20 protein-coding genes are annotated in these 23,684 nt (G+C 61.6%); 9 read left to right on the top strand and 11 right to left on the bottom strand.

All coding sequences use genetic code 11. The features are described 5' to 3' along the window. The first annotated feature begins 89 nt into the window (after window positions 1-89). Window positions 90-968, top strand: coding sequence for a phosphoserine phosphatase SerB (serB, locus tag So717_RS05920; RefSeq protein ID WP_159975290.1), 879 nt, complete (start codon window positions 90-92; stop codon window positions 966-968). On the opposite strand, the gene So717_RS05925 is transcribed toward serB, so the two are convergent. Next, window positions 969-1,949, bottom strand: a complete 981-nt coding sequence (locus So717_RS05925; protein ID WP_159975291.1) for an asparaginase — start codon at window positions 1,947-1,949, stop codon at window positions 969-971. A gap of 175 nt (window positions 1,950-2,124) precedes the next feature. Between So717_RS05925 and So717_RS05930 the strand changes: the two genes are divergently transcribed. The 3 genes from So717_RS05930 to So717_RS05940 all read left to right on the top strand — a co-directional run bounded on the left by So717_RS05930 (window position 2,125) and on the right by So717_RS05940 (window position 4,664). Beyond that, window positions 2,125-2,658, top strand: a complete 534-nt coding sequence (locus So717_RS05930) for an invasion associated locus B family protein (protein ID WP_159975292.1) — start codon at window positions 2,125-2,127, stop codon at window positions 2,656-2,658. 84 nt (window positions 2,659-2,742) lie between these two features. Continuing rightward, the gene (gene rlmN / locus So717_RS05935; RefSeq protein ID WP_159975293.1) at window positions 2,743-3,927 is read left to right on the top strand and encodes a dual-specificity RNA methyltransferase RlmN; all 1,185 of its coding nucleotides are present in this window, start codon (window positions 2,743-2,745) and stop codon (window positions 3,925-3,927) included. After that, window positions 3,927-4,664 (top strand): DsbA family protein, encoded by a 738-nt coding sequence (locus So717_RS05940; protein WP_159975294.1) that lies wholly within the window; start codon window positions 3,927-3,929, stop codon window positions 4,662-4,664. Before rlmN ends, So717_RS05940 begins: the two co-directional genes overlap by 1 nt. A gap of 31 nt (window positions 4,665-4,695) precedes the next feature. Here the strand turns inward: So717_RS05940 and So717_RS05945 are convergent, their stop codons facing one another. The 3 genes from So717_RS05945 to So717_RS05955 all read right to left on the bottom strand — a co-directional run bounded on the left by So717_RS05945 (window position 4,696) and on the right by So717_RS05955 (window position 5,982). Then, complete coding sequence (locus tag So717_RS05945) at window positions 4,696-5,037, bottom strand: phage holin family protein (protein WP_159975295.1); 342 nt, start codon at window positions 5,035-5,037, stop codon at window positions 4,696-4,698. A gap of 1 nt (window position 5,038) precedes the next feature. Next, a complete protein-coding gene (locus So717_RS05950) occupies window positions 5,039-5,395 on the bottom strand; it encodes an ElaB/YgaM/YqjD family protein (protein WP_159975296.1) in 357 nt (118 codons plus the stop codon). A gap of 146 nt (window positions 5,396-5,541) precedes the next feature. Further along, window positions 5,542-5,982 (bottom strand): globin domain-containing protein, encoded by a 441-nt coding sequence (locus tag So717_RS05955; RefSeq protein WP_159975297.1) that lies wholly within the window; start codon window positions 5,980-5,982, stop codon window positions 5,542-5,544. 333 nt (window positions 5,983-6,315) lie between these two features. Here So717_RS05955 and So717_RS05960 point away from each other — a divergent pair, with 333 nt between their 5' ends. Then, window positions 6,316-8,250 carry a calcium-binding protein gene (locus So717_RS05960; RefSeq protein WP_159975298.1) on the top strand — a complete coding sequence of 645 codons (1,935 nt, stop codon included), beginning with the start codon at window positions 6,316-6,318 and terminating at the stop codon, window positions 8,248-8,250. A 138-nt stretch (window positions 8,251-8,388) separates the two neighbouring features. Here the strand turns inward: So717_RS05960 and So717_RS05965 are convergent, their stop codons facing one another. From So717_RS05965 to So717_RS05995, 7 genes are all read right to left on the bottom strand, one after another. Continuing rightward, on the bottom strand, window positions 8,389-9,285 hold the full coding sequence (locus So717_RS05965; RefSeq protein ID WP_159975299.1) for a LysR substrate-binding domain-containing protein: 897 nt from the start codon (window positions 9,283-9,285) through the stop codon (window positions 8,389-8,391). 903 nt (window positions 9,286-10,188) lie between these two features. Beyond that, on the bottom strand, window positions 10,189-10,725 hold the full coding sequence (gene idi, locus So717_RS05970) for an isopentenyl-diphosphate Delta-isomerase (RefSeq protein WP_159975300.1): 537 nt from the start codon (window positions 10,723-10,725) through the stop codon (window positions 10,189-10,191). Then, the gene (locus tag So717_RS05975; protein WP_159975301.1) at window positions 10,722-11,900 is read right to left on the bottom strand and encodes a geranylgeranyl diphosphate reductase; all 1,179 of its coding nucleotides are present in this window, start codon (window positions 11,898-11,900) and stop codon (window positions 10,722-10,724) included. Before So717_RS05975 ends, idi begins: the two co-directional genes overlap by 4 nt. Window positions 11,901-11,903: 3 nt before the next feature. After that, window positions 11,904-13,190 carry a BCD family MFS transporter gene (locus tag So717_RS05980; protein ID WP_159975302.1) on the bottom strand — a complete coding sequence of 429 codons (1,287 nt, stop codon included), beginning with the start codon at window positions 13,188-13,190 and terminating at the stop codon, window positions 11,904-11,906. Further along, window positions 13,187-14,086, bottom strand: a complete 900-nt coding sequence (gene chlG / locus So717_RS05985) for a chlorophyll synthase ChlG (protein WP_159975303.1) — start codon at window positions 14,084-14,086, stop codon at window positions 13,187-13,189. Before chlG ends, So717_RS05980 begins: the two co-directional genes overlap by 4 nt. A gap of 49 nt (window positions 14,087-14,135) precedes the next feature. Then, the gene (gene ppsR, locus So717_RS05990; RefSeq protein ID WP_159975304.1) at window positions 14,136-15,557 is read right to left on the bottom strand and encodes a transcriptional regulator PpsR; all 1,422 of its coding nucleotides are present in this window, start codon (window positions 15,555-15,557) and stop codon (window positions 14,136-14,138) included. Then, window positions 15,554-16,342, bottom strand: a complete 789-nt coding sequence (locus tag So717_RS05995; protein WP_159975305.1) for a cobalamin B12-binding domain-containing protein — start codon at window positions 16,340-16,342, stop codon at window positions 15,554-15,556. Before So717_RS05995 ends, ppsR begins: the two co-directional genes overlap by 4 nt. Before the next feature lie 305 nt (window positions 16,343-16,647). Between So717_RS05995 and bchF the strand changes: the two genes are divergently transcribed. The 4 genes from bchF to So717_RS06015 are packed head-to-tail and all read left to right on the top strand — an operon-like array spanning window position 16,648 to window position 23,602. Further along, window positions 16,648-17,160, top strand: a complete 513-nt coding sequence (gene bchF, locus So717_RS06000) for a 2-vinyl bacteriochlorophyllide hydratase (RefSeq protein ID WP_159975306.1) — start codon at window positions 16,648-16,650, stop codon at window positions 17,158-17,160. Beyond that, complete coding sequence (locus So717_RS06005) at window positions 17,157-18,443, top strand: ferredoxin:protochlorophyllide reductase (ATP-dependent) subunit N (RefSeq protein ID WP_159975307.1); 1,287 nt, start codon at window positions 17,157-17,159, stop codon at window positions 18,441-18,443. Before bchF ends, So717_RS06005 begins: the two co-directional genes overlap by 4 nt. A gap of 40 nt (window positions 18,444-18,483) precedes the next feature. After that, window positions 18,484-20,040 carry a ferredoxin:protochlorophyllide reductase (ATP-dependent) subunit B gene (gene bchB, locus So717_RS06010; RefSeq protein ID WP_159975308.1) on the top strand — a complete coding sequence of 519 codons (1,557 nt, stop codon included), beginning with the start codon at window positions 18,484-18,486 and terminating at the stop codon, window positions 20,038-20,040. After that, window positions 20,030-23,602 carry a magnesium chelatase subunit H gene (locus tag So717_RS06015; protein ID WP_159975309.1) on the top strand — a complete coding sequence of 1,191 codons (3,573 nt, stop codon included), beginning with the start codon at window positions 20,030-20,032 and terminating at the stop codon, window positions 23,600-23,602. The genes bchB and So717_RS06015 overlap by 11 nt, the downstream gene beginning before the upstream one ends. Window positions 23,603-23,684: the final 82 nt, after the last annotated feature.

Below are 23,684 nucleotides of genomic sequence, written 5' to 3' on the forward strand. Positions count from 1 at the left end.
CGGCCTCTGGTGCAACGGAAAAAACGGGGCTAGAACGGCGCCGCATCGCGTTTTTGCGACATCCTTTGCGCCAATCGGAAACTTTCCTCATGTATATCGCCACGCTTCTCACTGCGCCTGCGGCGCGCACGCTTGATCCCGCGCTTGTGGAGGCGCTGCGCAATGCCTGGGGCGGCGGGGCGGTGCAATGGCTCTCGCCAGATGAGGCGGTGGAGTTTGAGATGCCGGAGGTGCCGGGGAACCGATGGGATGTCTGGGCGGAGCTGCAGGCGCAGGGTGTTGATCTGGTGGTGCAGCCCGCCGAAGGGCGCAGGAAAAAGATGCTGCTCGCGGATATGGACAGCACGATGATCAAGCAGGAATGCATCGACGAGCTGGCCGATGAAGCCGGTGTTGGCGACCGGGTCAAGGATATCACGGCGCGGGCAATGAACGGTGAGCTGGACTTCGAAGGTGCGCTGCGCGCGCGCGTTGGTCTGCTCAAAGACCTGCCTGTGTCGACCATCGCCAAAGTCTTGGACGAGCGCATCGCCTTCATGCCTGGCGGCAAGGTACTGTTGGCCACCATGAAGGCACAGGGAGCTCATGCAGCCCTTGTGTCTGGCGGGTTCACCGATTTCACTTCAGCCGTGGCGGCGGAACTTGGATTTGATGAAAACCGCGCCAATACGCTTTTGTCAGAGAACGGGCGCCTGACCGGTGAGGTGGGCCTGCCTATCCTGGGCAAGCAAGCGAAGGTGGATGCGTTGGTCGAGATCACCGGGCGGCTTGGCATTGATGAGGCGGATGTCATCGCAGTTGGTGACGGTGCGAATGATCTGGGAATGCTGCACCGCGCAGGTACGGGCGTGGCGCTACATGCAAAACCGACGGTGGCCGCGCAATGCGACGTGCGCATCAATCACGGCGACCTGACGGCACTGCTGTATGTGCAGGGCTACGCCGCGTCCGAGTTCGTGACCAACTGATCAGATCCAACCCGCTGCGGGCCTGATCCAACCGGTCTGCACCTTGCGCCGGTTCAGGATCGGCGCGTTCATGCGTTTCAAGGTTGCAGGGTGATCCGGCTCTAACACACCAAGTTTCACCAAAATGGCGGCCATGACACATTCGGAGGCACGCGTCGTGCCATCGGTGATCTTCAAGGCAACGCCGAGCTTTTGCTCGGGCAGGATCGCCGTAAAAAAGCCTTCTGCTCCGGTCTTGATGGCCACTTTTCCATCCATGGCGCGCATCAACTCGGTGCAGGCCCGCCCCTCACCAGCGACCAGATCGGGGTGCAGGCGCATCGCCTCATGCAGGCGGGCCTCTGGGCTGCCTGCGGGCGCCGCGGCGAAATGGGCCATGGCGCGGGCCATGCCGCGCAGGCTGCAGGCGAAGTTGGGCGCAGAGCAGCCATCGATCCCGAACCCGGGGGAGGTTTCGTCCGTCACCCTTTCAAAGGCCTCTAGAGCAGCTTCTTGGACCGGGTGATCAGGGTCAATGTACTCGGGCCCTGCGCCCAGATGACTGGTGAGCGTGAGAAAGCCGGTGTGCTTGCCGGAGCAATTGTTGTGCATCTGACAGGGGCTGCCGTGCCCCCGGATCAACGCTTCACGCGCCTCGCGGTTGTCGGGCATCTGTGGTCCGCAGCGCAGCGCATCGTCGTCCAGTTCAAGCGTTCTCAGCCAATCCGTCACCCGGTCGGTATGGATCGCGGCACCGTTGTGTGAGGCACAGGCCAGCGCCAGATGCTCAGGCGTCAGCCCCGCAGCATCCGCAGCACCCGAGGTGATCAGCGGCAGCGCCTGGATCATCTTGGCCGAACTGCGCGGCAGCACCACGGCACCGGGGTCACCCCAGGCATGCACAATTGCACCTGACCCATCGCAGACGACCGCATGCCCCCTATGTGCGCTTTCCAGAAAATCGCCGCGCCAGATCTCGACCAACGGCACTGCTTGCGTCATCTCTAACCCTCAAGAAAGTGGCAAAAACCTGCACATGGCCCGTTCCGGTCTCGCGGATTTTGCGCTACTGTGACACTTGTCGAGAAGAATAACGGGTCTTGCAAGAGAGTGCGCCGAAAAAGGCACGCCAGGCAGATCCCGAGATTGAGGTTAAGTACGGCTGGAGGCTGTAGACATGCGAATTTTCAATGGGTTTGCCGGTTTGGTTTCGGCACTGGTATTTGCCGCCGCAGGCGCACAGGCACAGGATCAAAGCAGCAGCAATCTGGTTGCGGAAAAGACCGACTGGGGCGTCTATGAAGACACCGACCCCAAGGAGTGCTGGGGTGTGTCTGTGCCCAAAGAGGTGGTGAACACGCGCGATGGCCGTGTTGTGGCAGCCAATCGAGGGCAGATCCTGCTGATGGTCTTTTTTCGACCCGGCGCCGGGGCCAATGCACAGGTCACCTTCACGGGCGGGTATCCCTTTGCCAGCGATTCCAATGTGACCATCGATATCGGTGGATCTAAGTTTTCGCTCTTTACCGATGGCGAGTGGGCCTGGCCTGAAAATACCGAGGAAGACGCCAAGATCGTGGCGGCGATGAAGCGCGGGGCCAATGCGGTTGTGACCGGAGTGTCGAGCCGAGGCACAACCACACAGGACACGTTCTCGCTGCTGGGGTTCACCGCTGCGGTGGAAGAGGCCGAGAAGCGCTGCGCCAGCTGATCCGCTAACTCTTGTGGCGTTTTCCTTTTGATCCGGGCGCAAACCTCTATATAGAGGCGCATCTTGGTCATGTCAGGAAAGCCCATGTCTGCCACCGCGCCGATCACTCAGGATGTTCACACCATTCCGCGCAAGCTGCCGGAGGGGCCCGTCAACCTTGTGGGGTTGACCCGCGACGCCATGCGCGCCGCGCTGATCGAGGCGGGTGTGCCTGAGAAACAGTCGAAGATGCGCGTGGGTCAGATCTGGCAGTGGATCTACCAATGGGGTGTGCGCGACTTCGATGCGATGACCAACCTCGCCAAAACCTTCCGGGCGGACCTGAAAGAGCGGTTTGTCATCGAGATCCCCGAGGTCGTCTCGAAGCAGGTGAGCGAGGACGGAACGCGCAAGTATCTCGTGCGCATTGCAGGCGGGCATGAGGTCGAGGTTGTCTACATCCCCGAAGAGGGGCGCGGCACGCTTTGTGTGTCGTCGCAGGTGGGCTGCACGCTGACTTGTTCATTCTGCCACACTGGCACGCAGAAGCTGGTGCGCAACCTCACGGCGGCGGAGATCATTGGGCAGGTGATGATGGCCCGCGACGATCTGGGGGAATGGCCCGAGATCGGCGCACCGAAGGATGAGACGCGGCTTTTGTCGAACATCGTTCTGATGGGCATGGGCGAGCCGCTTTATAATTTCGAGAACGTGCGCGATGCGATGAAGATCGCGATGGACGCCGAAGGTATCCAGCTCAGCCGCCGCCGCATCACGCTCTCGACCTCCGGCGTGGTGCCGGAAATTGCGCGTACGGCGCAGGAAATCGGCTGTCAGCTCGCAATCAGCTTTCATGCGACCACGGACGAGACCCGCGACAAGCTGGTGCCGATCAACAAGCGCTGGAATATTGCGGAACTGCTGGACGTCCTGCGCAGCTATCCAAAGGTCTCGAACTCCGAGCGCATTACCTTTGAATATGTGATGCTCGATGGTGTGAATGACACGGATGAGGACGCGCGGCGGCTAATCAAGTTGATCGACGGCATCCCGGCCAAAATCAACCTGATCCCCTTCAACGAATGGCCCGGCGCACCATACAAGCGGTCGTCGAACAACCGTATCCGGGCCTTTGCGGATATCATCTACAAAGCCGGATATGCCTCGCCCATTCGCACGCCGCGCGGGGAGGACATCATGGCCGCCTGCGGGCAGCTGAAATCCGCGACCGAGCGGGCGCGCAAATCGCGCCGTCAGATCGAAGCAGACGCGGGGATCGCAGGCTCCTGATGCGCCGCCGGGATGCGCTGATTGTCGGCGGAGCCATTGCTGTGGCGGTGGCTATTCCCCAACTGCTGCAACGACGAGTGCCGAACTTCGAATTTACCGAAATGGCCAATCTGCCGGGCTTTCGCCGCTTGCAACGTGGCGCGCTTTCCGGTGGGCCAGACATTTTCGCAGGTTTGGAGACCGAAGCAGAGGCTGCGGCATCAGCCCGCCTGCCGCGCGATCTGTGTCGCGCAATTTTTCCGGCGCCCGCCCCGTCCGGACATGTCCCGGTTGCGGTGTTCAGTGACTATTACTGCCCGTATTGCGCTATTCTCGATCAACGTTTGGCGGCCTTACAGCGGTCTGGAGCCGAGATATCGCTGATCTTTCACGAGCTGCCGCTGCTGGGTCCGCGCTCCGTCTGGGCGGCGCAGGTGGCGCTTGCGGCGGCACAGCAGGCGGATCACACGGCCGTTCATCTGGAGATGATGCAACATGTCTTACGCCCCGGACGCGCAGGTTTGCGAGATCTGGCAGAGCGGCATGACCTCGATCTGGAGCGTCTGGCGAAAGGTGCCAACAGCGCGCAGGTCGTTGCTCAAGTGGAAGATGCGATGGCGCTGGGCCGCGCACTTGGCCTGCTTGGGACGCCCAGCCTGGCCGTTGGCCGGACACTTGTGGTTGGTGCCTTGTCCGAGGCTGAACTGAACCAGCTCATTGGCCTTGAGCGACAGCGCCAACCGCCGAGCTGCCTTTAGATTCGTGACGGTTGGCATGATGTTAGATCGGTTAGTGGCGTCGGTTATGCGCCATGCCTTCCGCCATGCCCTGCATGAACGCGGCTGCGATGGGAGGCATGTCCTGCTCGCGCGGCGCGGGCCGAGTGTGTACGTCCCGTTTGGCTGGCTTGTGTCGCGACGGGCGTGCAATCACCATCAGCAACAGCCCAAGCCCCAGAAAACCCGCACCCATGATCGCGCAGGCTGTGATTGGGTCGGTCTGGGTGAGCAGGAACAGCAGGGCTGCGGCGCTCAGGAACCCGACGCCTGCCAGTCCCATCAGTGCACCGACGCCGCCCAGAGCGAACCTCTGAGCCGCGTCGCGCGCGGCGTGTTGTAGACGCGCCAGCATATCAGGACCGGCGCGTGGCCATCATGCCGACCAGAAAGCCAAGCCCGGCGGCAAGTCCGACGGCCAATGCAGGCTGCTGGCGCACGGTGTCCTCTGCTGTCCGATAGGCGGCTTCTGCATCGCTGCGCAGCTTCTCTCCGGTCTCCACGGCTTTGACCTGCGCGTGGTTGGCGGCATCTGTCGCGGAACTCTTGAACGCGGCGGCTGCGGTTGCAGCCTGCGTCTTGGCGTCTTGCGATTTGTTCTGCGCCAGCTCTGTCATCATCGATGTGAGCGCCGCAATGTCGCCTTTGATCGTGTCGATCTGTGCTGCCACGTCCGATGTCTCAACTTTTCCGTTTGTGCGTGTCTGTGCCATGTCGATCTCCTGAATAAAAACGGGGTCCGAATGACCCCTGTTACCTCTGTTCATGAAGTCAACGCGGGACAGACGCCCATGGTTCCGCCCGTTTTTGGAAGACGCCCCCGGCGAACAGGTGATCAGGATGGGCCAGACCTCTCGCGCTACCCGATGGGAAGTTTGCCGCGTCGCTCCGGATAGGCAATCTTGATCATTACGTCCGCCAACCCATCATAGGCCCGCCCCCAAGCGGCGCAGGCCTGGTCGGCCTGGGGGCGTTCAAGCAGGATGGTCAGCATGTGCATGAGGGCAGCACGGACCTGTGCGTAATGCTGTTCCTCCACCCCATAGGCCAGGTGCCGCAAGGCCAGATCCTTGACCACAGGTTCCAGTGCTTCGGAGTTCTGGAGCTGCGAGACGACCAGGCCCAGCGTGCTCATCAGCTTCATGGCCTGTGCGCTCATATCGGTCAGGAACATGTTACGCGTGTCTGGCGCATGCTCGAACAACGTGTCGTAGAACACGTCGCCTGCGTGCTGCAGATCAGAAGACAGCTGCATGTATGAGGCACGGATTGCGTCGATATCGTCTTGGCTCAGGTTCATGAATACCTACCCCGTGGCCGCCAGCGTCCGCATGTCAGGCGATGGGCCCGTGGCGCGAAGACCCGTCGATCGCCGCTGCAAACCATAGAATTGCGGGTGTGCTGCAACAACCTGCATTGATGCAAAAGCCATATGCAGGAATGCATGACCCTCTGCGGCAGAGGGGTTGGTGAAGCCGTGTGCGAGGGGTCCTGCGCCGCTGCATGACCTGTGTGCAGCCCTGCGGGTTCTCAGGTGGCGCGTTGCCGGATAGCTGATTGAGACAGAGGCAGACGCCCTATTTCGGGTGCTCGCCCCGTGATCTTAAACGGTATTGCGCGAAGGAGTATCAGCGTGCCAGCCCCAGTCTCTTTTCATGGAACTCAGAACAACGACTATTACAACATTCACAACCTGCCGCCCTGGTTTGTCGGCCCCTGGAACGGGTGGATCTATGGCCACGGTGGGAATGATTTCTTCTACTATCACTTTGACCCGATGGAGGAGAGCCGCTTTGGCAACATCCATCACTATCACGGCGGGTCCGGGTCGGATCAGATCAGCTATACCTGGACCGAGCAGGACGTCAGCGTTGACCTCGAAAGCGGCATCGGTGCCATCCACGGGTTGAGCGTCACGATTTACAGTCAGGAAACAGGTCAGCCGCATGTGGTGAATTATTCGGCTCAGGAGCGTTATTACTACATGGAGAATGTGGTTGGTGGCCTGGGCGATGACACGCTTCTGGGCAATGACGACGCCAATTACATCTTTGGATTCGACGGTCATGATGAGATCGAAGGCCGGGATGGGGACGATACGCTCAACGGCGGCGTTGGCAACGATACGGTGCGTGGCGGCGATGGTGATGACACCGTCGACGGCGCGGCGGGCGACGACTCTCTGGTGGGCGGTCAAGACGATGACCTCGTTCGCGGTGGCAGCGGGGAAGACACGCTCTTTGGCAACGCCGACAACGATACGCTGATCGGGGGCGGCGAAGACGACAAGATGTATGGCGGCAGTGGAAACGACAGCCTCGAAGGTGGTTCAGGCGACGATCTGCTACGCGGCAACAGCGGCAACGACATGATGGAAGGCGGCTCCGGTGACGACAGGATCGAGGGTGGCACTGGTGTCGATACGGCCGTCTATGACACGGCGGGCAGCATCATCGTGCAGCTTCATGTCGGGGCCAGCAGCGGCGCACTTGGCAACGACACGCTGACCGACATCGAAAACGTCATGGTGGTTGGTTCGGGTGACGCCACGGTTGTCGGAGACAGCGGTGGGAACCTGCTTTTCATGGGCAGTGGTGACGACGATGTGCACGGCCTTGAAGGCGCGGATTCGATCTATGGCAACGGAGGGGATGACACCCTGCGCGGCTATAGCGAGGACGACTATATCCACGGCGGTCATGGCGATGATATTGGCCGGGGCGACTCCGGCGACGATACGATCCTCGGCAACGATGGAGAGGACTCGCTCTACGGTGACAGCGGTGATGATTTCATTCAGGGCGGTGATGACAACGACTACATGGAGGGTGGCTCTGGCTGGGATACGCTGGAGGGTGGTAACGGCAATGACGGGATCGTCGGCGGCCAGGGTGCTGACGAGATCAACGGCGGCGAGGGTGACGACACGATCTTTGCCGGTGACTATGACGACGATATCTCAGGTGGCAACGGCAATGACTACATCGATGCAGGCAACGGTGCGGATGTGGCCAATGGCGGCAGTGGCCATGACAATATACTGGGCCGCGAGGGCGATGATAATCTCCGGGGCAGCTACGGCAACGACACGCTGAATGGTGGTGAAGGTGACGACACGCTGCTTGGCGGTCGCGGGAACGATGTCATGATCGGCGGCGAGGGCGTCAACGAGATGCGTGGCGGAAAAGGCCAGGACACCTTTGCCTGGGAGGCGGGTCCCACTGGCTTTGCCGATATCTTCGACTTCAGCCTGTCAAACGACCGGCTCGCCTTCGAAGATGGGTTCTTTGCGCAAGACCTCGGCCCGACAACCAGCTTGTCCGACATGGTTGTGGCCTGGGGGATCGGCACGGACACCTTCCTCGGCGCGCATACCGCTGACGAAGGGTTCCAGTGGATCGCACGCCTGCGCAACGTGGACGCGGACGACTTCATGGTGAAGGTCTACAATGAGACCATCCTTGAATTCGACGATGGGGAAGATGGCCCTCTGCCATGGTCGGATGGTTTGCCTGAGGGTGACGGCGGCATGGCAGCCATCGACTTGAGCGACAGCTTCCTGTTCTGACGTCCCTCCCGGAACATGGTTTGTTCAAGTCCCCAGGCAAACCGGTTGTTCCGGGACCGGTTGGACAGCAACGCCCCTGCATTCCAACCAAAAGCGCCGCGCCCTTCCCCGCGCGGCGCTTGCTTTTTTGCCTTTCGATCAGGATTGGAAGGTTTTGACCTCTCCATCGAGCCACTTCCTGAAGGTCTTGATCTTTGGCGAATTGCGGCGACTTTCGGGATAAGCCAGCCAGTATCCGCTGCCATCATCGCAGGTCAACTCAAACGGTTGGATCAGTAGACCCAGCTCAATTTCATCCTGAAAAAAATCCGGGGTCAGCATTGCGACACCATGACCAGCCACTGCCGCATTGGCCTCGATCACCTGCGGGCCAAAGTTGTGTGTGCTGCCTTCGCTGAATTTTGTCTGTTTGATCCCCGCAGCCTCGAACCACAATTGCCACCACGGGTCGGCGTCCGCGAGAATTGGAAGCTTGCACAGATCTTCCGGTTTTGAGATGCCGCCCACCGATTGGGCCAAGGCCGGGCTCAGCATCGGAGTGAAGGCGGTGCTCATGATCTTATGCGCGGTCAACCCGGGCCAGTCACCTTTCCCGCCGCGAATGCCGATGTCGAATCCACTGGCGTTGAAATCCACCAGCGTTTCGCTCACCTCGATGCGAACGGCGATATCGGGATTGGCCAGTTGGAACCGCCCCAACCGGCGCGCGAGAAAATTCGTCGCAAATGTCGGGATCACGCTGACGGCCAAAGTGCCTTGTGTTGTGCCCTTTGCCTCGGCATAGGCGTCCGCGATCATGTCGAGTGATGCGGTCATCCTGTCCGAGAACCGCGCGCCCACTTCCGTCACCTGAACCCCGCGCGGTTGCCGGTGGAACAGGGAGGCGCCGACGCGATCTTCCAGCACTTTGATCTGATAGCTGACTGCTGCCTGCGTCATGCCAAGCTCCGACGCGGCGGCGGTGAAGTTTCCATAGCGCGCGGCCGCTTCAAAGACGCGAACAGCGGCCAATGGAGGGAGAGGAGATCGAGGCATCCATAAAACTCACTTATGTCTACGATCCCGGCTCTTGTTGGACGCAAGGCAGCGCCAGGCGCATATTCTTACAAGGAATCACAACCACCCAGGATCGAGGGTCATTCGATGAGTATATACCATAGTACGCTGAAAATGTTAAGTTTTCAAAATGCGATACGATCTCTTTGTAGTGGGTTTTCTAGGCGTGAAGGCAAAAAAACCCGCAGCCACCCCATACCTGATCATATCCGTCGAGACATTGGCTTGACTGATTGCTCTTCCCATCCTCCGAAGCGACCTTTTGGCCATCACTGGCTTTGATACCTCCGGTTTCTGCAAGCTTTTCGGGGTGTGCTCGAGCACAGTTTTCGCAGCAAAACCGTATCAAACACCGGCAGCATCACCGTTCGGGCGAAGCCTTCAGCCCTTTTTGTGCCCGTTTTGCCCGCGCCGAAGATCTTGCGTTGTCCAATGAGAATTGTGCCGCAATGCCCAGAAGACGTGGGATCGAGTTGCCATCTCAATGTGCGTATCAGCCCATAGCGATACCCCGGACCCGCATTTGCGCACAGATTTTGGTTGACGCGCTTATCTGAGCGGCAAGTCGGGCGGCCCCTCGGAGGTCAATGTATTCAGCCTCTGATATCTCGGCCAGCGTGGCTTGGCGCGGCTGTCTCAGGAGACATTGGGCAGGCGCGTCGCTGCATAAGTCAGTGACAGACACCCGGCGTTGGCGCTTGATGGATGACCGCGAAATCAATCTATACTATTGAATAAATTGGAAAATACATTCCCGCCTGGGTGAGCGGGAGTTCAACTTATAACTCACGTCAAACACGTCGCCCTTCGGATGAAAAGCTCGTTTCATCTGTCTTCAAGACCGGGGTATAATCTTTGCTCAACAGGCAGCGGGTAGGTGACCTAGATGCCGGTTACGGCGCGCTCACCCAATATCTTGTCCCCGTGGTCCTGCAGGTAGATGCGCAGCCAGGGCGTAAACTTTTCCGGGGTCTGGTCGATCTTCTTGCGCAGCTGATCCAGCGACATCCACGCGGTGGCCATGACCTCATCCGGGTTGGGCGAGACCTTCAGATCCATTGGCGCCTCAGCGACAAAGACATCCACGACCTCATGTTCGATCAAGCCGCCGCCCACCTCCGCGCGGTATTCAAGATGCCGCCGATACTCCAGATCAAGGCCGGTCACGCCAATCTCTTCCCGCAACCGCCGCGTGGCGCAGGCGATGGGCGTCTCATCCCATTCGGGATGCGTACAGCATGTGTTCGCCCAGAGGCCGGGGGTGTGATACTTGCACATTGCGCGCTGCTGCATCAGCACCGCGTCGCCCCGCACCACAAAGACCGAGACCGCCTTGTGGCGCAGGCCTTTCACATGCGCTTCGAGCTTTTCCACAGGTGTCAGCGTGCCGTCGACCCAGGCCGGGATCATGATCGTCATACGCGTGTGGGTGCCACAAGACCGCTCAGATGCGCAAGATTCTTCAGGCCGATTTTCAGGTGGGCCATGGGGCGCGCGCGGACGAGTTTTTTGTTCATATAGGCCTCGAATGTGAGCCGCTGCACGTCGATGTCATGGCAGAGGGAGACAAACCGCTCCCGCCGCTCGTCACTGCGGTAATAGGCGTTCTGCATCGACCCAAGCACGCGAAACACCATCTTGTGCTCCTTCATGAAAAGGCTGCGCGCCAGCCGCAGATCTTTCACCCGGCCCGAGGCCAGCGTTGCGGCACAGGCTGTTGCCGCCACCCGACCGCCGACCATCGCATAGTAGATGCCTTCCCCGGACGAGGGTGCCACGACACCAGCGGCGTCTCCGGCCAGGATCACGTCTTTACCATTGTCCCATCGGTCCAAAGGCTTGAGCGGGATCGGAGCACCTTCCTTGCGCAGGGTCTCGCAGTCGCTCAGACCAGCCGCGTCCCGCAGGGCTGCTGTCGCCTGTTTGAGGTCGACCGATGACACTTCGGTGCCCATGCCCACGCTTGCGCTGTCGCCATGTGGGAAAATCCAGCCATAGAAGTCGGGCGAGATGTCCCCATCATAGATCACATCACAGCGCACCGGGTCATAGACCTCGGATTTGCCCGGTGCCTTGATGATCTCGTGATAGGCCAGAACGTAGGGAATCTTATCGCCACCCGGCACCTCCGCTCGGCCGACCTTTGAGCGCGCGCCGTCTGCGCCGATGACCAGCCTGGTCTGCGCCCGGCGCTCTTCACCCGTGGCCTTTTCGCGGTAGACCACAAAGGTCGCGCCCTCTTCGCGTTCGATCCGAAGAAAGGTGCCGGTCAGCGCTGTGGCACCGGCTGCGGCAGCGCGGGCGCGCAGGAAGGGGTCAAAGTCCTTGCGGTCGACCATGCCGACAAAACCGTTCTCGATGGGGATGTCTACATGCCGCCCCGTGGGCGAGATCATGCGCGCGGTGTTGACCTTGGCCACGAGCTGTTCATCGCGAATGTCAAAATCCTGCATCAGCCGGGGTGGAATGGCTCCGCCGCAGGGCTTGATCCGCCCGTCTCTGTCGAGCAGCGCGACCTTGTGCCCTGAGTTGACCAGATCCAGCGCGGCTGTTGCCCCCGAGGGGCCGCCGCCGACGACAAATACATCATACATAGGTCATTCTCCCGGGACCAATGTTCGGTGTGGCACGCCAGGCCGGTCCATGACCCGCAATGCCATGAGCGCGGAGGCTACGAAAAGCCCCGCCTCGATCAAAAATACTGTGCCAAAGGCGGTCGCATCCTGCCCGACGCCCGCGCGCATCACGTCGACGAGTGCCGCGCCTGTCAGGCCACCAAAGCCCGCAGCCATCGCCTGTGCCGCGCCCCAGAGCCCCATGCGCGTGCCCTCGCGCGCCTGCCGACCTTGCCCGGCCAGCGCCATCATCGAGCCGATGGCCGCCACCGCAAAGACGCCGTTGAAAACACCCAGCCCGACGACGGCGGGTACCAGCAACCCGCCCATCCCGGTCTGGCCCAGCAGCGTCAGCGCGGCGAGCATGGCGGCTGACCCCAGGCATCCGCCCATCACCCAGGCGCGCAGGCTGCCCAGTTTGAAACCGGTGCACATGATCCCGACCACCACCATGCCAATGAAGACGCCCCCGTTCTGCGCAGCCGACAGTGAGGTGGATTGCCCGGGTGTGAAGTTGAAGACCAGCCCGGCGTAGGGTTCAAGGATCAACTCCTGCATGAAATAGGCGGTCATTGAGAGGAATACGAAGAAGGTGAAATTGCGCGCCTTGCGTTCCGCCCAAATCTCGGCCAGCCCTTCGCGGAAGGGCATCGGCGTGGCCTCCGGGGCGGCCTGCACGCGCGCCTCGATACCCCAAACCGCGAAGCAGGTCAGCAGGAACGCGCCGCCAGTCACGCAGGCGACGATGCGCAGCAACAGGCCGGTGGAATAGGGATCAAGCTGCGCGCCAACGACGCCCGCCGTGATCGCGATGCCTGCAATCATCATCAGCCAGGTGATGGTCGCCGCTGCGGCCCGGCGCGCGGGCGCTGTGGCGGTTGCCAGCAGGGCCAGCAGAGAGGTGCCCGATGCACCTACACCCAGACCAATCAGCGCATAGGCGGCCACTGAAATGGCCAACCCCGCGCCAAACCGGGTCTCCAGAACGACAACCCCATATGCCGCCAGCATCGCCCCCGCGGCCAGCGCCGCCATGCCCAGAATGATCCAGCGTGTCCGGTTGCCGCCGGTGTCCGACAGAAACCCCCAGTTCGGGCGGGTGATCTGAATGCCATAGTGCAGCGCCACGAGCAGCCCAGGCAGTACGGCCGGCAGGGCCAGCTCCACCACCATCAGCCGGTTGAGCGTCGAGGTCGTCAGCACCACAATCGCGCCCAGGCACATCTGCACGAGGCCAAGGCGGAAAATGGCGAGCCAACTCAGCGTCATGTGAGCCCCCGCACCGCGAAGGCCGTGATCATCATACCGGTGACATAGAGCAAGACGCCGGTGCCGTTGTACCAGGGCGCCTTGGCCTTCGGATCTTTGAACATCACGGTCATGGCCCAGAACTGTGCGCCAAGGACCGCGGCGACGCCAAACGCATGCACCGGCTTCTCCCAGAGAAACAACAGCGCCAACACAACCACCTGCGGCAGTGCCATCACAGTGCAAGCGACCTTGGCTGCGCGCGCGGGGCCAAGGGTTACGGGCAGGGAGTTCACTCCGGTCTGCCGGTCGCCCTCCAGCGCCTTGAAATCGTTCAATGTCATGATCCCATGCGCGCCAATGCCATAGAGCAGCGCGACGGTGATCACATAGACCGACGGCGCGCCTGCGCTGAGGATGGCAGCGCCGGTGAACCAGGGCAGCGTCTCATAGCTGAGCCCCACGAGGCCCGGCCCCCAGACGCCGGAGCGTTTCATCCGCACCGGTTCGGCGGAATAGGCCCAAGCCGCCAACACGCCCAGAACGGTTGCGCCAAAGCCCCAGGGCCCGAACTGCCAACCGACAATCAGTGATAGGACCGACATGGCCAGTGCGATCCACAACCCCCAACGGCCCGGAATACGACCCGAAGGGATCGGGCGGTCCGGCTCATTGATCGCGTCCACGTGGCGGTCGCACCAGTCGTTCGCCGCCTGGCTCATGCCGCAAACGATCGGCCCGGCCAGAATCACGCCGAGGATCACCAGCCACCACTGACCCGCAGGCCAGACGCCCGAAGACACCACGCCGCAGAGATAGGCCCACATCGGCGGGAACCACGTGATCGGCTTGATCAGACGAAGCGTGGCGGCGGGGTCAGGAAAACGGCGCGACTGTATGACCTGAGTGACAGACATGTGTCAACTATGACTGACAGGTCGAGTCGGTGCAAGAGGACAGACCGTCTCAGCCGTTCCTGCTGAGCAACCCGTATTTGCGCAGTTTCACGTAGAGGCTTTGACGCGAGAGGCCGAGTATTTCTGCCGCCGCCACGCGGTTGTTGCCGGTCAATTCCACGGCCGTCTCGATACACATTTTTTCGACCACATCCGTTGTCTCTGCCACGATGTCCTTGAGCGATGCGGAGCCCACAAGATCCATCACGTTGCGCGATGGCTCTGCTTGCATCTGCGGCGCTGCGCCGCCATGCGGACGCGTGGCTTCCATATGGCTGACATCCCGAAAAATGCAGCCGATCAGCTGCGTGTGCTGATCGTCCAACTGGGTGGCCGATATCTCGACCGACAGGCGGGCGCCCAGGTCGTTGGTCATCTTGGTTGCGTAGGTGCGCATCTGGCCGGATCGCTGCGGCGGGTCTGTCAGCATGCCAAGGTCGATCTGGCCCCGGCCCAGAAAATCCGACAGGCTTCGCCCGACCACATCAGTCAAATGGGCCGCGCCAACGAGGTCGAGAAAGCTCTCATTCACCGAGGTGATGACACCTTTGCCGGTCATGAAGAGCATCGCATCGCTGCTTGTGCGGAACAGCGCCAGTGTCTGATTGGCGGCTGTGTCAGCGGAGGTCGCGGCAACCTCCTCCGCCGTGATCCGGCACAGCAGGATCCGTTGCCCGCCAGCCCGGAAAATCACCGGATGTACCAGGATAGAGCGCCCGGTCTTGCGCGATTTGAGGGTGACCTTGCCACCTTCTTCCGCCAGCGTCGCGTTCATCAGGCTTTCGGTCAGCTCAACCGTTGAGCGATCTGCGAAATGATGCGCAAAGGCGCTGCCCTTCAGCGCATCGATCTTCACCCCCAGCAGGGCTGAGGCCGCTTCATTGGCGTCATCCACACGCCCGGACTGTACGGCGACAAAAATGATGGCTTCAGCGGTGCTGCTCAGCAAAACCCGGAACCGCGCATCGAACTCGCGCCGCGCTTCATAGCCCTGCTCCAGCGCGATCTGGGCCTGCACCAGCTGTTGCTGAGTCTCGGCGATCGGGCGCAGGTCACGCCCCAGCAGCAGGGCGGCGTTCTCCTGCCCGAACCTGTGGAATGTATAGCGCACCGGATACTGCCAGACGGCATTGTCGCTGTGATTGAGCTCCAGCGGCTTGCCGGGCACATCCCCCTGCAGATAGGCCGCATGGGCTGCCTCGAATTTGGGCGCGGTCTCGCGGGTCAGGAACTGAACAACGGGGCGGCCTTCCCAATGTTTGAGGTTGCCAAAGGATTCTGAATGTTTGTTCAGCACCACCGACAGGATTGTACCCTCGGCAGACACCACAAGCGCAATGTCCGAAGCCGCTCCGATAATGCTGCTCAGAAACTCCGGCTCAATCAGCGGAACAGCGCCGCTGCTCCAGAATGTACTGCCACCGGTTGTCATCTAGGTGTCGGCACTTTGCCGGAATTGGAGCAGAAGGCTATGGCTTCCTTTACACTTTTGGTCACCACGTCTACGCCCGTTCTTTCCTGCAAGTCCGCTATGTCACCATCCGCCAAAACAGCACCACCCAGCGCAATTACGGGGTCTGAGATCGGCGCCATTCGAAGGGTTTGCACTGTCTCGGCGACAGTTTCAAGACTTTCGAGCCTCGCGCAAGAGATCAGTACAAGATCGGGGATATCTTCCAACAGTCGTGCGCTGAGTGCACCAAAGGTTTCGTCGAAGGATACAGAGACCTCACAGCCCATCCGCCGCATCTGCGCCGCAGCCACGCTGACGCCCAGAAAATGCTGCTCATTATGCGGCAGGATCGCCAGCACCCGCAACCGGCTGTCGTCCGGCGTCAGATCAAGCCGGATCCGCCCGGTGGCCTCGCTCAACAAAGCCTGCAGCCGCAGCGCCCCCACCGTCACATCCGCAAAGCTTATGTCATCATCAACCCAGGCCTCACCCAGACGGCAGGACGCCTGCGGAATGTAGAGGTCAATGATCTCATCCAGGCCAAGGCGGTGGCCGCGCAACTCATCCAGCATCAATTCGGCGTCAAACGCTCCGCGCACGAGGATGGCTCGAAACAGGTGGTCCAGGACAAACAGCCGCGCGCCGTCCTTGTTTCCGGCCTGGCGGTCCCGCAGAACGGAGATGACTTGTGAGGCAAGCGCACCAACCTCCTCCGGCCGATTTTGCGGAGATCCACGTGTCTGGAAATGATCATCGTGCGACATGGTATCACCCTTGCGACCTCCGTCTGTCGCGAAATCGAGCTCCGCAGGGAGTCGCTGAATGGCGTAAGCCTCGACCTTGTTATGTGTAATGTCAAATCAAATTGACATTCATTCCATAATGGGCTGGCAGCTGTTTCGGTCTGATCGGTCGAATTTACAGGTTTTTCCACAGCTTCCGACAGATCTGAAGATTTCCGATAAATACAAATGTCAACTCAGGTAGTCACCAGTGTAAGTTTGAGTTGACACTTTTCTTTCAAAGCAGCTACCGTTGATGACAGACGTCGGGAGAGGTCATTCACGAGATGCGCAATCAAAGGGCACAAGGAAACGCGCCGGCCGGGCTCTATACGGCAGAGCAACGCGCCCGCCGTGATGCCACTGTCTGGACCCTGGTGCAGGGCATCCTGGCGCCGCTGCAATTTGCGGTGTTCCTGGTCTCTTTCGTGCTGGTTCTACGCTACCTTGCGACGGGTCTTGGCTATGAGATCGCGACCGCCTCGATCCTGCTGAAAACCGGGTTGCTCTACCTGATCATGGTCACCGGTGCGATCTGGGAAAAAATCGTTTTTGGTCAATACCTTTTCGCGCCCACCTTCTTCTGGGAAGACGTGTTTTCCTTCGCTGTGATCGCACTGCACACCGCCTATCTCTGGGCATTGTTTTCAGCCGCTCTTGAGCCCGCGCCTTTGATGCTGCTCGCGCTGGCGGCCTATGCCGCCTACGTCATCAATGCTGCACAGTTTCTCCTCAAGTTGCGCGCCGCCCGATTGCAGGTCGAGCTGGGGCAGACGCCAGCGCAGGAGGCGACCGCATGACCGAAGCGCCGCGCCTTCCTCTGTCCGGCGGCTGCCGCAATGAACCGATTCTGAAACAGCGCGGTCAACGCGAGGTGTTTTGCGGTCTGACGGGCATCATCTGGCTGCACCGCAAGATGCAGGATGCGTTTTTCCTCGTGATCGGCAGCCGCACCTGCGCGCATCTGCTGCAATCCGCCGCCGGTGTGATGATTTTCGCCGAACCGCGCTTCGGCACGGCGATTCTCGAAGAATCAGACCTCGCAGGCATGGCCGATGCGCAGGCCGAACTCGACAAGGTGGTCGATCAGCTGCTCGCCCGGCGGACGGACATCAAGCAGCTCTTCCTCGTCGGCTCCTGCCCCTCCGAGGTGATCAAGCTCGATCTCGCCCGCGCCGCGGAACGCATGACCGAAAGATACGCCCCCTCCGTGCGGGTGCTGAACTTCTCTGGCTCCGGCATCGAGACCACCTTCACCCAAGGCGAAGACGCCTGCCTCGCCGCTATGGTGCCGGTGCTGCCAAAGACGGCGGAGCGCCAGCTCCTGCTCGTCGGCGCCCTGCCGGATGTGGTCGAGGAACAGGCCGTCTCTCTGCTCTCCGACATGGGCATCGGCCCCATCAAGGTCCTGCCCGCGCCGCGTGCTGATGCAGACCTTGGCCTCGGTGAAAACACGGTCTTTGCCCTCACCCAGCCTTTTCTCGGAGACACCCATGCCGCACTCGACCGCCGCGGCGCCCGGCACCTGCCCGCCCCCTTCCCCTTCGGCGAGGAAGGCACCACAGCCTGGCTGCGCGTGATCGCCGAGGAATTCGGCGTCGACGCCGAGACCTTCGACAAAGTCACCGCAGCCCCTCGCGCCCGCGCCCGCAAAGCCATCGCGCAGGCCTCGGAAACCCTGCGCGGCAAATCCATCTTCTTCTTCCCCGACAGCCAGCTCGAAATCCCGCTGGCCCGCTTCCTGACCCGTGAATGCGGGATGGATGCTATCGAGATCAGCGCCCCCTTCATCCACAAAGGCATCGTCGGCCCTGACCTCGACCTGCTCGCCCAGGGCCCCACCTTCTCCGAAGGCCAGGACGTCGATCTGCAACTCGACCGCTGCCGCCAAGCCCGCCCAGACCTCACGGTCTGCGGCCTCGGCCTCGCCAATCCGCTCGAAGCAGAGGGTCTCGCCACCAAATGGGCCATCGAACTGGTCTTCACGCCCGTGCATTTCTACGAACAGGCCGGCGATCTCGCCGGGCTCTTCTCCCGCCCGCTGCGCCGCGCGGACCTCCTGCATCTGGAGGCCACCACATGACCCTTCATTGTTCTAAAAATATGCAAATCGGACGTGGCCCATGAAGCTCACCGTCTGGACATATGAGGGCCCGCCCCATGTGGGCGCCATGCGCGTCGCCACCGGCATGACCGGCCTGCATTATGTGCTGCACGCGCCGCAAGGCGACACCTACGCCGATCTTCTCTTCACGATGATCGAGCGGCGCAACCATCGCCCGCCGGTCACCTATACGACCTTCCAGGCCCGCGATTTGGGCTCGGACACGGCCGATCTCTTCAAAACCTCACTACGGGACGCCTACAATCGCTTCCAACCCGAAGCGCTCATCGTCGGGGCCTCCTGCACCGCCGAGCTTATCCAGGACGATCCGGGCGGCATGTCCGAGACCATGGATATTCCCGTGCCCGTGATCCCGCTGGAGCTGCCGAGCTATCAGCGTAAGGAGAACTTCGGCGCGGATGAGACCTTCTTCCAGATCGTGCGCGCGCTGGCCAAGCCGATGGAGCGTACGGCCCAGATCACCTGCAACCTGATCGGGCCGACCGCGCTTGGGTTTCGCCACCGCGATGACATCACGGAAGTGACCTCGCTGCTCAGCGACATGGGGGTGAGCGTGAATGTGGTGGCCCCGATGACCGCAAGTCCTTCCGACATCGCGCGCATGGGCGCGGCTCATTTCAACGTGCTGATGTACCCCGAAACGGCGGAGAGTGCCGCCCGCTGGATGCAGCGCGAGCTGGGCCAGCCTTACACGAAAACCGTGCCCATCGGTGTCGGCGCCACCCGCGATTTCGTGGCCGAAGTGACGCAGATCACCGGGCGCGATCCCTATCTGGACGACAGCCGGTTGCGTCTGCCCTGGTACTCCAAGTCCGTCGACAGCACCTATCTCACCGGCAAACGCGTCTTCCTTTTCGGCGATGGCACCCATGTGGCCGCCGCGGCCCGCATCGCGCGGGACGAGATGGGCTTCGAGGTTGTGGGCCTGGGCTGCTACAACCGCGAAATGGCGCGGCCCCTCCGGACGCTGGCCAAGGACTATGGCCTCGAGGCGCTGATCACCGACGACTATCTCGAAGTCGAGCGGGTGATCGAGACGCTCCAGCCCGAGATGATCCTCGGCACGCAGATGGAACGGCACATCGGCAAGCGCCTTGGCATCCCCTGCGCGGTGATTTCCGCCCCGGTGCATGTGCAGGATTTCCCGGCGCGGTATTCGCCGCAGATGGGCATCGAAGGCGCAAATGTGATTTTCGATACCTGGGTGCACCCGCTGGTCATGGGGCTGGAAGAGCACCTGCTGCACATGTTCCGGGACGATTTCGAGTTCCACGATGCGGCGGGCCCCTCGCACCACGGTGGCCGTGCGGTGAGGCCGGACGTGGCAGGGGGGCCAGCCCCTGCGGCTGCGCCGCCCCCCCGGGATATTTCTGGCCAGAAGAAGCCGGGCGCGGAGGTGATCTGGCTGGCGGATGCGGAACGGGAGCTGAAGAAAATCCCGTTCTTTGTGCGCGGCAAGGCGCGGCGCAATACGGAGGTCTTTGCGACGGAACGCGGGGTGTCCGAGATCAGCGTCGATACGCTTTACGAGGCGAAGGCCCATTATGCGCGATGAGCGGGGCATAAACGGGCGCCTGCCCGGCTACCGCGTTGTGATCCTGACGCTGGACAGCCATGCGGCGGGCCCGGCGATGCGCGCCATGGAGCGGCTGGGCCGGGACTATCCGGGCCTGTCTCTTTCCGTGCATGCGGCGGCGGAGTGGGGCGAGACCCCGGGCGCTTTTGAAGCGGCCAGGGAGGCCGTGGAGACCGGCGACATCATCATCGCCAACCTGCTGTTCCTCGAAGAACATATCTCGCGCATCTTGCCCAGCCTGCAGGCCCGGCGCGACCAGTGTGACGCCATGGTTGGGGTGATTGCCGACGCGGCCATCGTGAAGCTGACGCGCATGGGTGCGCTGGACATGATGGCGCCGCAGTCGGGCACCATGAAGTTGATGAAGCGGCTGCGGGGGTCGTCGAAACCGTCGAGTTCATCGGGCGCGCAGAAGATGGCGTTGCTGCGCCGTTTGCCCAAGATCCTGAAATATATCCCGGGCAAGAGCCAGGATTTGCGCGCCTGGTTTCTGACCATGCAGTATTGGCTTGGTGGTTCGGACGACAATGTCGAGGCGATGGTGCGGTTTCTGGTGAACCGCTACGCCACCAACACCGGTTGGGTTGCGGCACCGGACGCGGCTGCGCCGATCGAATACCCTGACACGGGCCTTTATCACCCCGATCTGCCCGGGCGGATCACAACGGACGCGACACGCGCGCCCGGCCCCGTGAAGCCCAAGATGACCGTGGGTCTTTTGATGATGCGTTCCTACGTGCTGTCGTCGGATACGGCGCATTATGACGCCGTCATTCGGGCCTTTGAGGCGCGAGGCATCAAGGTTTTGGCGGGTTTTGCTGGCGGGCTTGATGGGCGCCCGGCCATCGATGGCTACTTTCGTGACGGGACGGAGGTGAAGATCGACGCGCTGGTGTCGCTGACCGGGTTTTCGCTGGTTGGGGGCCCTGCGTACAACGACAATGATGCGGCGGTTGAGGTTCTGCAGCAGCTTGACGTGCCCTATATCGCGGCGCATCCGTTGGAGTTCCAGACGCTGGATCAATGGTCGGCTTCGGCGCAGGGTCTGGGACCGATTGAGACCACCATGCTGATCGCCTTGCCGGAGCTGGACGGGGCGACGACCCCCACGGTCTTTGCAGGCCGGCATGGCGATGGTGGGTGTCGCGGCTGCGCGCGAGGCTGCGTGAGCGGGGAACAGGGCAAGTCCATGGCGCCCTGCCCGGAGCGGATCGAGGCGCTTGTTGCGCGGACCGAGCGGCAGGCGCGGCTGCGCCAGTCGGAGGCGTTTGAGCGGACCGTGGGCATTGTGCTCTTTGGGTTCCCACCCAATGCCGGGGCAGCGGGAACAGCGGCCTATTTGAGCGTTTTTGAAAGCCTTTTCAATGCGTTGAGCCGGATGAAGGCCGATGGCTATGACGTCGCGGTGCCTGAGACGGTTGAGGACCTGCGGGCGGCTGTCTTGCAGGGGACAGCGCAGCAATACGGTCAGGAAGCGAATGTTGCCGCTCATGTGAACGCGGATGAGATTGTGGCCAGCACGCCTTGGCTGAGCGAGATCGAAACGCAGTGGGGGCCGGCGCCGGGCCGCGTGCAGTCCGATGGGCGCGGTGTGTTTGTGCTGGGCGCGCAGTTCGGCAAGGTCTTTGTCGGGCTGCAACCGAGCTTCGGCTATGAAGGCGACCCGATGCGTTTGCTCTTTGAGCGCGGCTTTGCGCCAACGCATGCGTTCACGGCCTTCTATCTGTGGCTCAAAAATACGCTGAAGGCGGATGTGCTTTTGCATTTCGGGATGCATGGGGCGTTGGAGTTCATGCCGGGCAAGCAGGCCGGACCCTGCGCCACAGATTGGCCCGACCGGCTGATCGGCGATATGCCGAATGTCTATCTTTATGCCGCCAACAACCCGTCCGAGGCGACACTGGCCAAACGGCGCAGCAATGCGGTGACGGTCAGCCATCTGACGCCACCGCTCGCGACCGCTGGGCTTTATAAGGGGTTGGCAGAGCTGAAGGACAGCCTGACGCGCTGGCGGGGGAGTGACCCTGCGGCCCCCGAGCGCGCCGAGTTGGAAGTGCTGATTGCGGAGCAAGCCGCGGCGGTCGATATGGGCGGTATTCCGGCGGAGAGCTTGTGGATCAAGCTGCTGGAGACCGAGGACGCGCTGATCCCCGAGGGTCTGCACGTGGTGGGTCAGCCGCTGAGTGATGCGGAGCGCGCGGAGTACCTGCGTATTTTGCCGGATCTGGATGACGAAACACGGGCGCGCGTGGATCACCTGTTGCAGCAGGAGACCGAGCTTGATGCGCTGATGGCCGCGCTTGCGGGGCGTTTCACGGCACCGGTGGCGGGAGGAGATCTGATCCGGTCACCAGAAATCCTGCCGACGGGGCGCAACATCCATGCTTTTGATCCGTTTCGGATGCCTACCGCCTTTGCCTGTCAGGATGGCGCAAAACAGGCACAGCTTCTGTTGGACACCCATGCGACTTTGCCGCGCACGGTCGCGCTGGTGCTCTGGGGCAGCGACAACATCAAATCCGATGGCGGGCCCATAGCGCAGGCGCTGGCGCTGATGGGCTGCACCCCGCGTTTTGACAGTTTCGGGCGTATTTCGGGCGCCGATCTGGTCTCGCTGGAGGAGTTGGGCCGCCCGCGCATTGATGTGATCATGACGCTCTCGGGCATCTTCCGAGATCTGTTGCCGTTGCAAACGCGGATGCTGGCCGAAGCCGCGCTGAAATGCGCCACCGCTGACGAGCCGCTGGCGCAGAACTACATCCGCGCCCATGCGCTGGCCTATGCCGAGAAAACCGGCTGCGCGATGGAAGAGGCAGCGCTGCGCGTCTTCTCCAATGCCGCAGGGGCTTATGGCTCGAACGTGAACGGGCTGGTGGACAGTTCTGCCTTTGGCGATGAAGACGAGTTGGCCGACGCCTATGAGGCGCGCAAGAGCTTTGCCTATGGCACCGATGGGAAAGCAGCGGCGAATGCGGCGCTGTTGCAAGCGACGCTGGCAGAAGTGGATGTGGCCTATCAGAACCTCGAATCCGTCGAGTTGGGCGTCACCACGGTAGATCATTACTTCGACACGCTGGGTGGCATTGCCCGTGCGGTGAAACGCGCGAAAGGGTCCGAGGCCGCTGTCTATATCGGGGATCAGACCCGAGGGGCGGGCAAGGTGCGCACGCTGAAGGATCAGGTGGCGCTGGAGACGCGCGCGCGCAGTCTGAACCCGAAATTCTTTGAGGGGCTGTTGAAGCACGGCCCCGAAGGTGTGCGCCAGATTGAGGCGCATGTGACCAATACGCTGGGCTGGTCGGCCACCACCGGACAGGTGGATGATTGGGTCTATCAGCGGATTTCCGAGACCTTCGTGTTGGACCCGGAGATGCGCCAGCGTCTGGCCGATTTGAACCCCACTGCCTCCAGCCGCATGGCGAACCGGCTGTTGGAGGCCAACGACCGCAACTACTGGTCCCCCGATGCTGACACGCTGGCTGCCTTGCAGGATGCCGCCGATGCGCTTGAGGATCAGCTCGAAGGGATTGCAGCGCAATGAGCAAAGCGATGCGTCCAGTGCTGCTGTGCCTCCGGCGGGCATATTTTTGGAACAATGAAGGCGCGCGCGCCCTCTTTGAAAG

It is taken from the genome of Roseobacter cerasinus, from assembly GCF_009811755.1.
Taxonomy (GTDB): Bacteria; Pseudomonadota; Alphaproteobacteria; order Rhodobacterales; family Rhodobacteraceae; genus Roseobacter; species Roseobacter cerasinus.

What these genes read in the sequence shown, in the direction of transcription:
- So717_RS05995 (WP_159975305.1), bottom strand. Translation starts at nt 16,342, where the DNA reads ATGTCGCACGATGATCATTTCCAGACACGTGGATCTCCGCAAAATCGG.
- rlmN (WP_159975293.1), top strand. Translation starts at nt 2,743, where the DNA reads ATGTCTGCCACCGCGCCGATCACTCAGGATGTTCACACCATTCCGCGC.
- bchB (WP_159975308.1), top strand. Translation starts at nt 18,484, where the DNA reads ATGAAGCTCACCGTCTGGACATATGAGGGCCCGCCCCATGTGGGCGCC.
- So717_RS05955 (WP_159975297.1), bottom strand. Translation starts at nt 5,982, where the DNA reads ATGAACCTGAGCCAAGACGATATCGACGCAATCCGTGCCTCATACATG.
- ppsR (WP_159975304.1), bottom strand. Translation starts at nt 15,557, where the DNA reads ATGACAACCGGTGGCAGTACATTCTGGAGCAGCGGCGCTGTTCCGCTG.
- serB (WP_159975290.1), top strand. Translation starts at nt 90, where the DNA reads ATGTATATCGCCACGCTTCTCACTGCGCCTGCGGCGCGCACGCTTGAT.
- bchF (WP_159975306.1), top strand. Translation starts at nt 16,648, where the DNA reads ATGCGCAATCAAAGGGCACAAGGAAACGCGCCGGCCGGGCTCTATACG.
- So717_RS05925 (WP_159975291.1), bottom strand. Translation starts at nt 1,949, where the DNA reads ATGACGCAAGCAGTGCCGTTGGTCGAGATCTGGCGCGGCGATTTTCTG.
- So717_RS05945 (WP_159975295.1), bottom strand. Translation starts at nt 5,037, where the DNA reads ATGCTGGCGCGTCTACAACACGCCGCGCGCGACGCGGCTCAGAGGTTC.
- idi (WP_159975300.1), bottom strand. Translation starts at nt 10,725, where the DNA reads ATGACGATCATGATCCCGGCCTGGGTCGACGGCACGCTGACACCTGTG.
- So717_RS05950 (WP_159975296.1), bottom strand. Translation starts at nt 5,395, where the DNA reads ATGGCACAGACACGCACAAACGGAAAAGTTGAGACATCGGACGTGGCA.
- So717_RS05940 (WP_159975294.1), top strand. Translation starts at nt 3,927, where the DNA reads ATGCGCCGCCGGGATGCGCTGATTGTCGGCGGAGCCATTGCTGTGGCG.
- So717_RS05965 (WP_159975299.1), bottom strand. Translation starts at nt 9,285, where the DNA reads ATGCCTCGATCTCCTCTCCCTCCATTGGCCGCTGTTCGCGTCTTTGAA.
- So717_RS06005 (WP_159975307.1), top strand. Translation starts at nt 17,157, where the DNA reads ATGACCGAAGCGCCGCGCCTTCCTCTGTCCGGCGGCTGCCGCAATGAA.
- So717_RS05930 (WP_159975292.1), top strand. Translation starts at nt 2,125, where the DNA reads ATGCGAATTTTCAATGGGTTTGCCGGTTTGGTTTCGGCACTGGTATTT.
- So717_RS05975 (WP_159975301.1), bottom strand. Translation starts at nt 11,900, where the DNA reads ATGTATGATGTATTTGTCGTCGGCGGCGGCCCCTCGGGGGCAACAGCC.
- So717_RS06015 (WP_159975309.1), top strand. Translation starts at nt 20,030, where the DNA reads ATGCGCGATGAGCGGGGCATAAACGGGCGCCTGCCCGGCTACCGCGTT.
- So717_RS05980 (WP_159975302.1), bottom strand. Translation starts at nt 13,190, where the DNA reads ATGACGCTGAGTTGGCTCGCCATTTTCCGCCTTGGCCTCGTGCAGATG.
- chlG (WP_159975303.1), bottom strand. Translation starts at nt 14,086, where the DNA reads ATGTCTGTCACTCAGGTCATACAGTCGCGCCGTTTTCCTGACCCCGCC.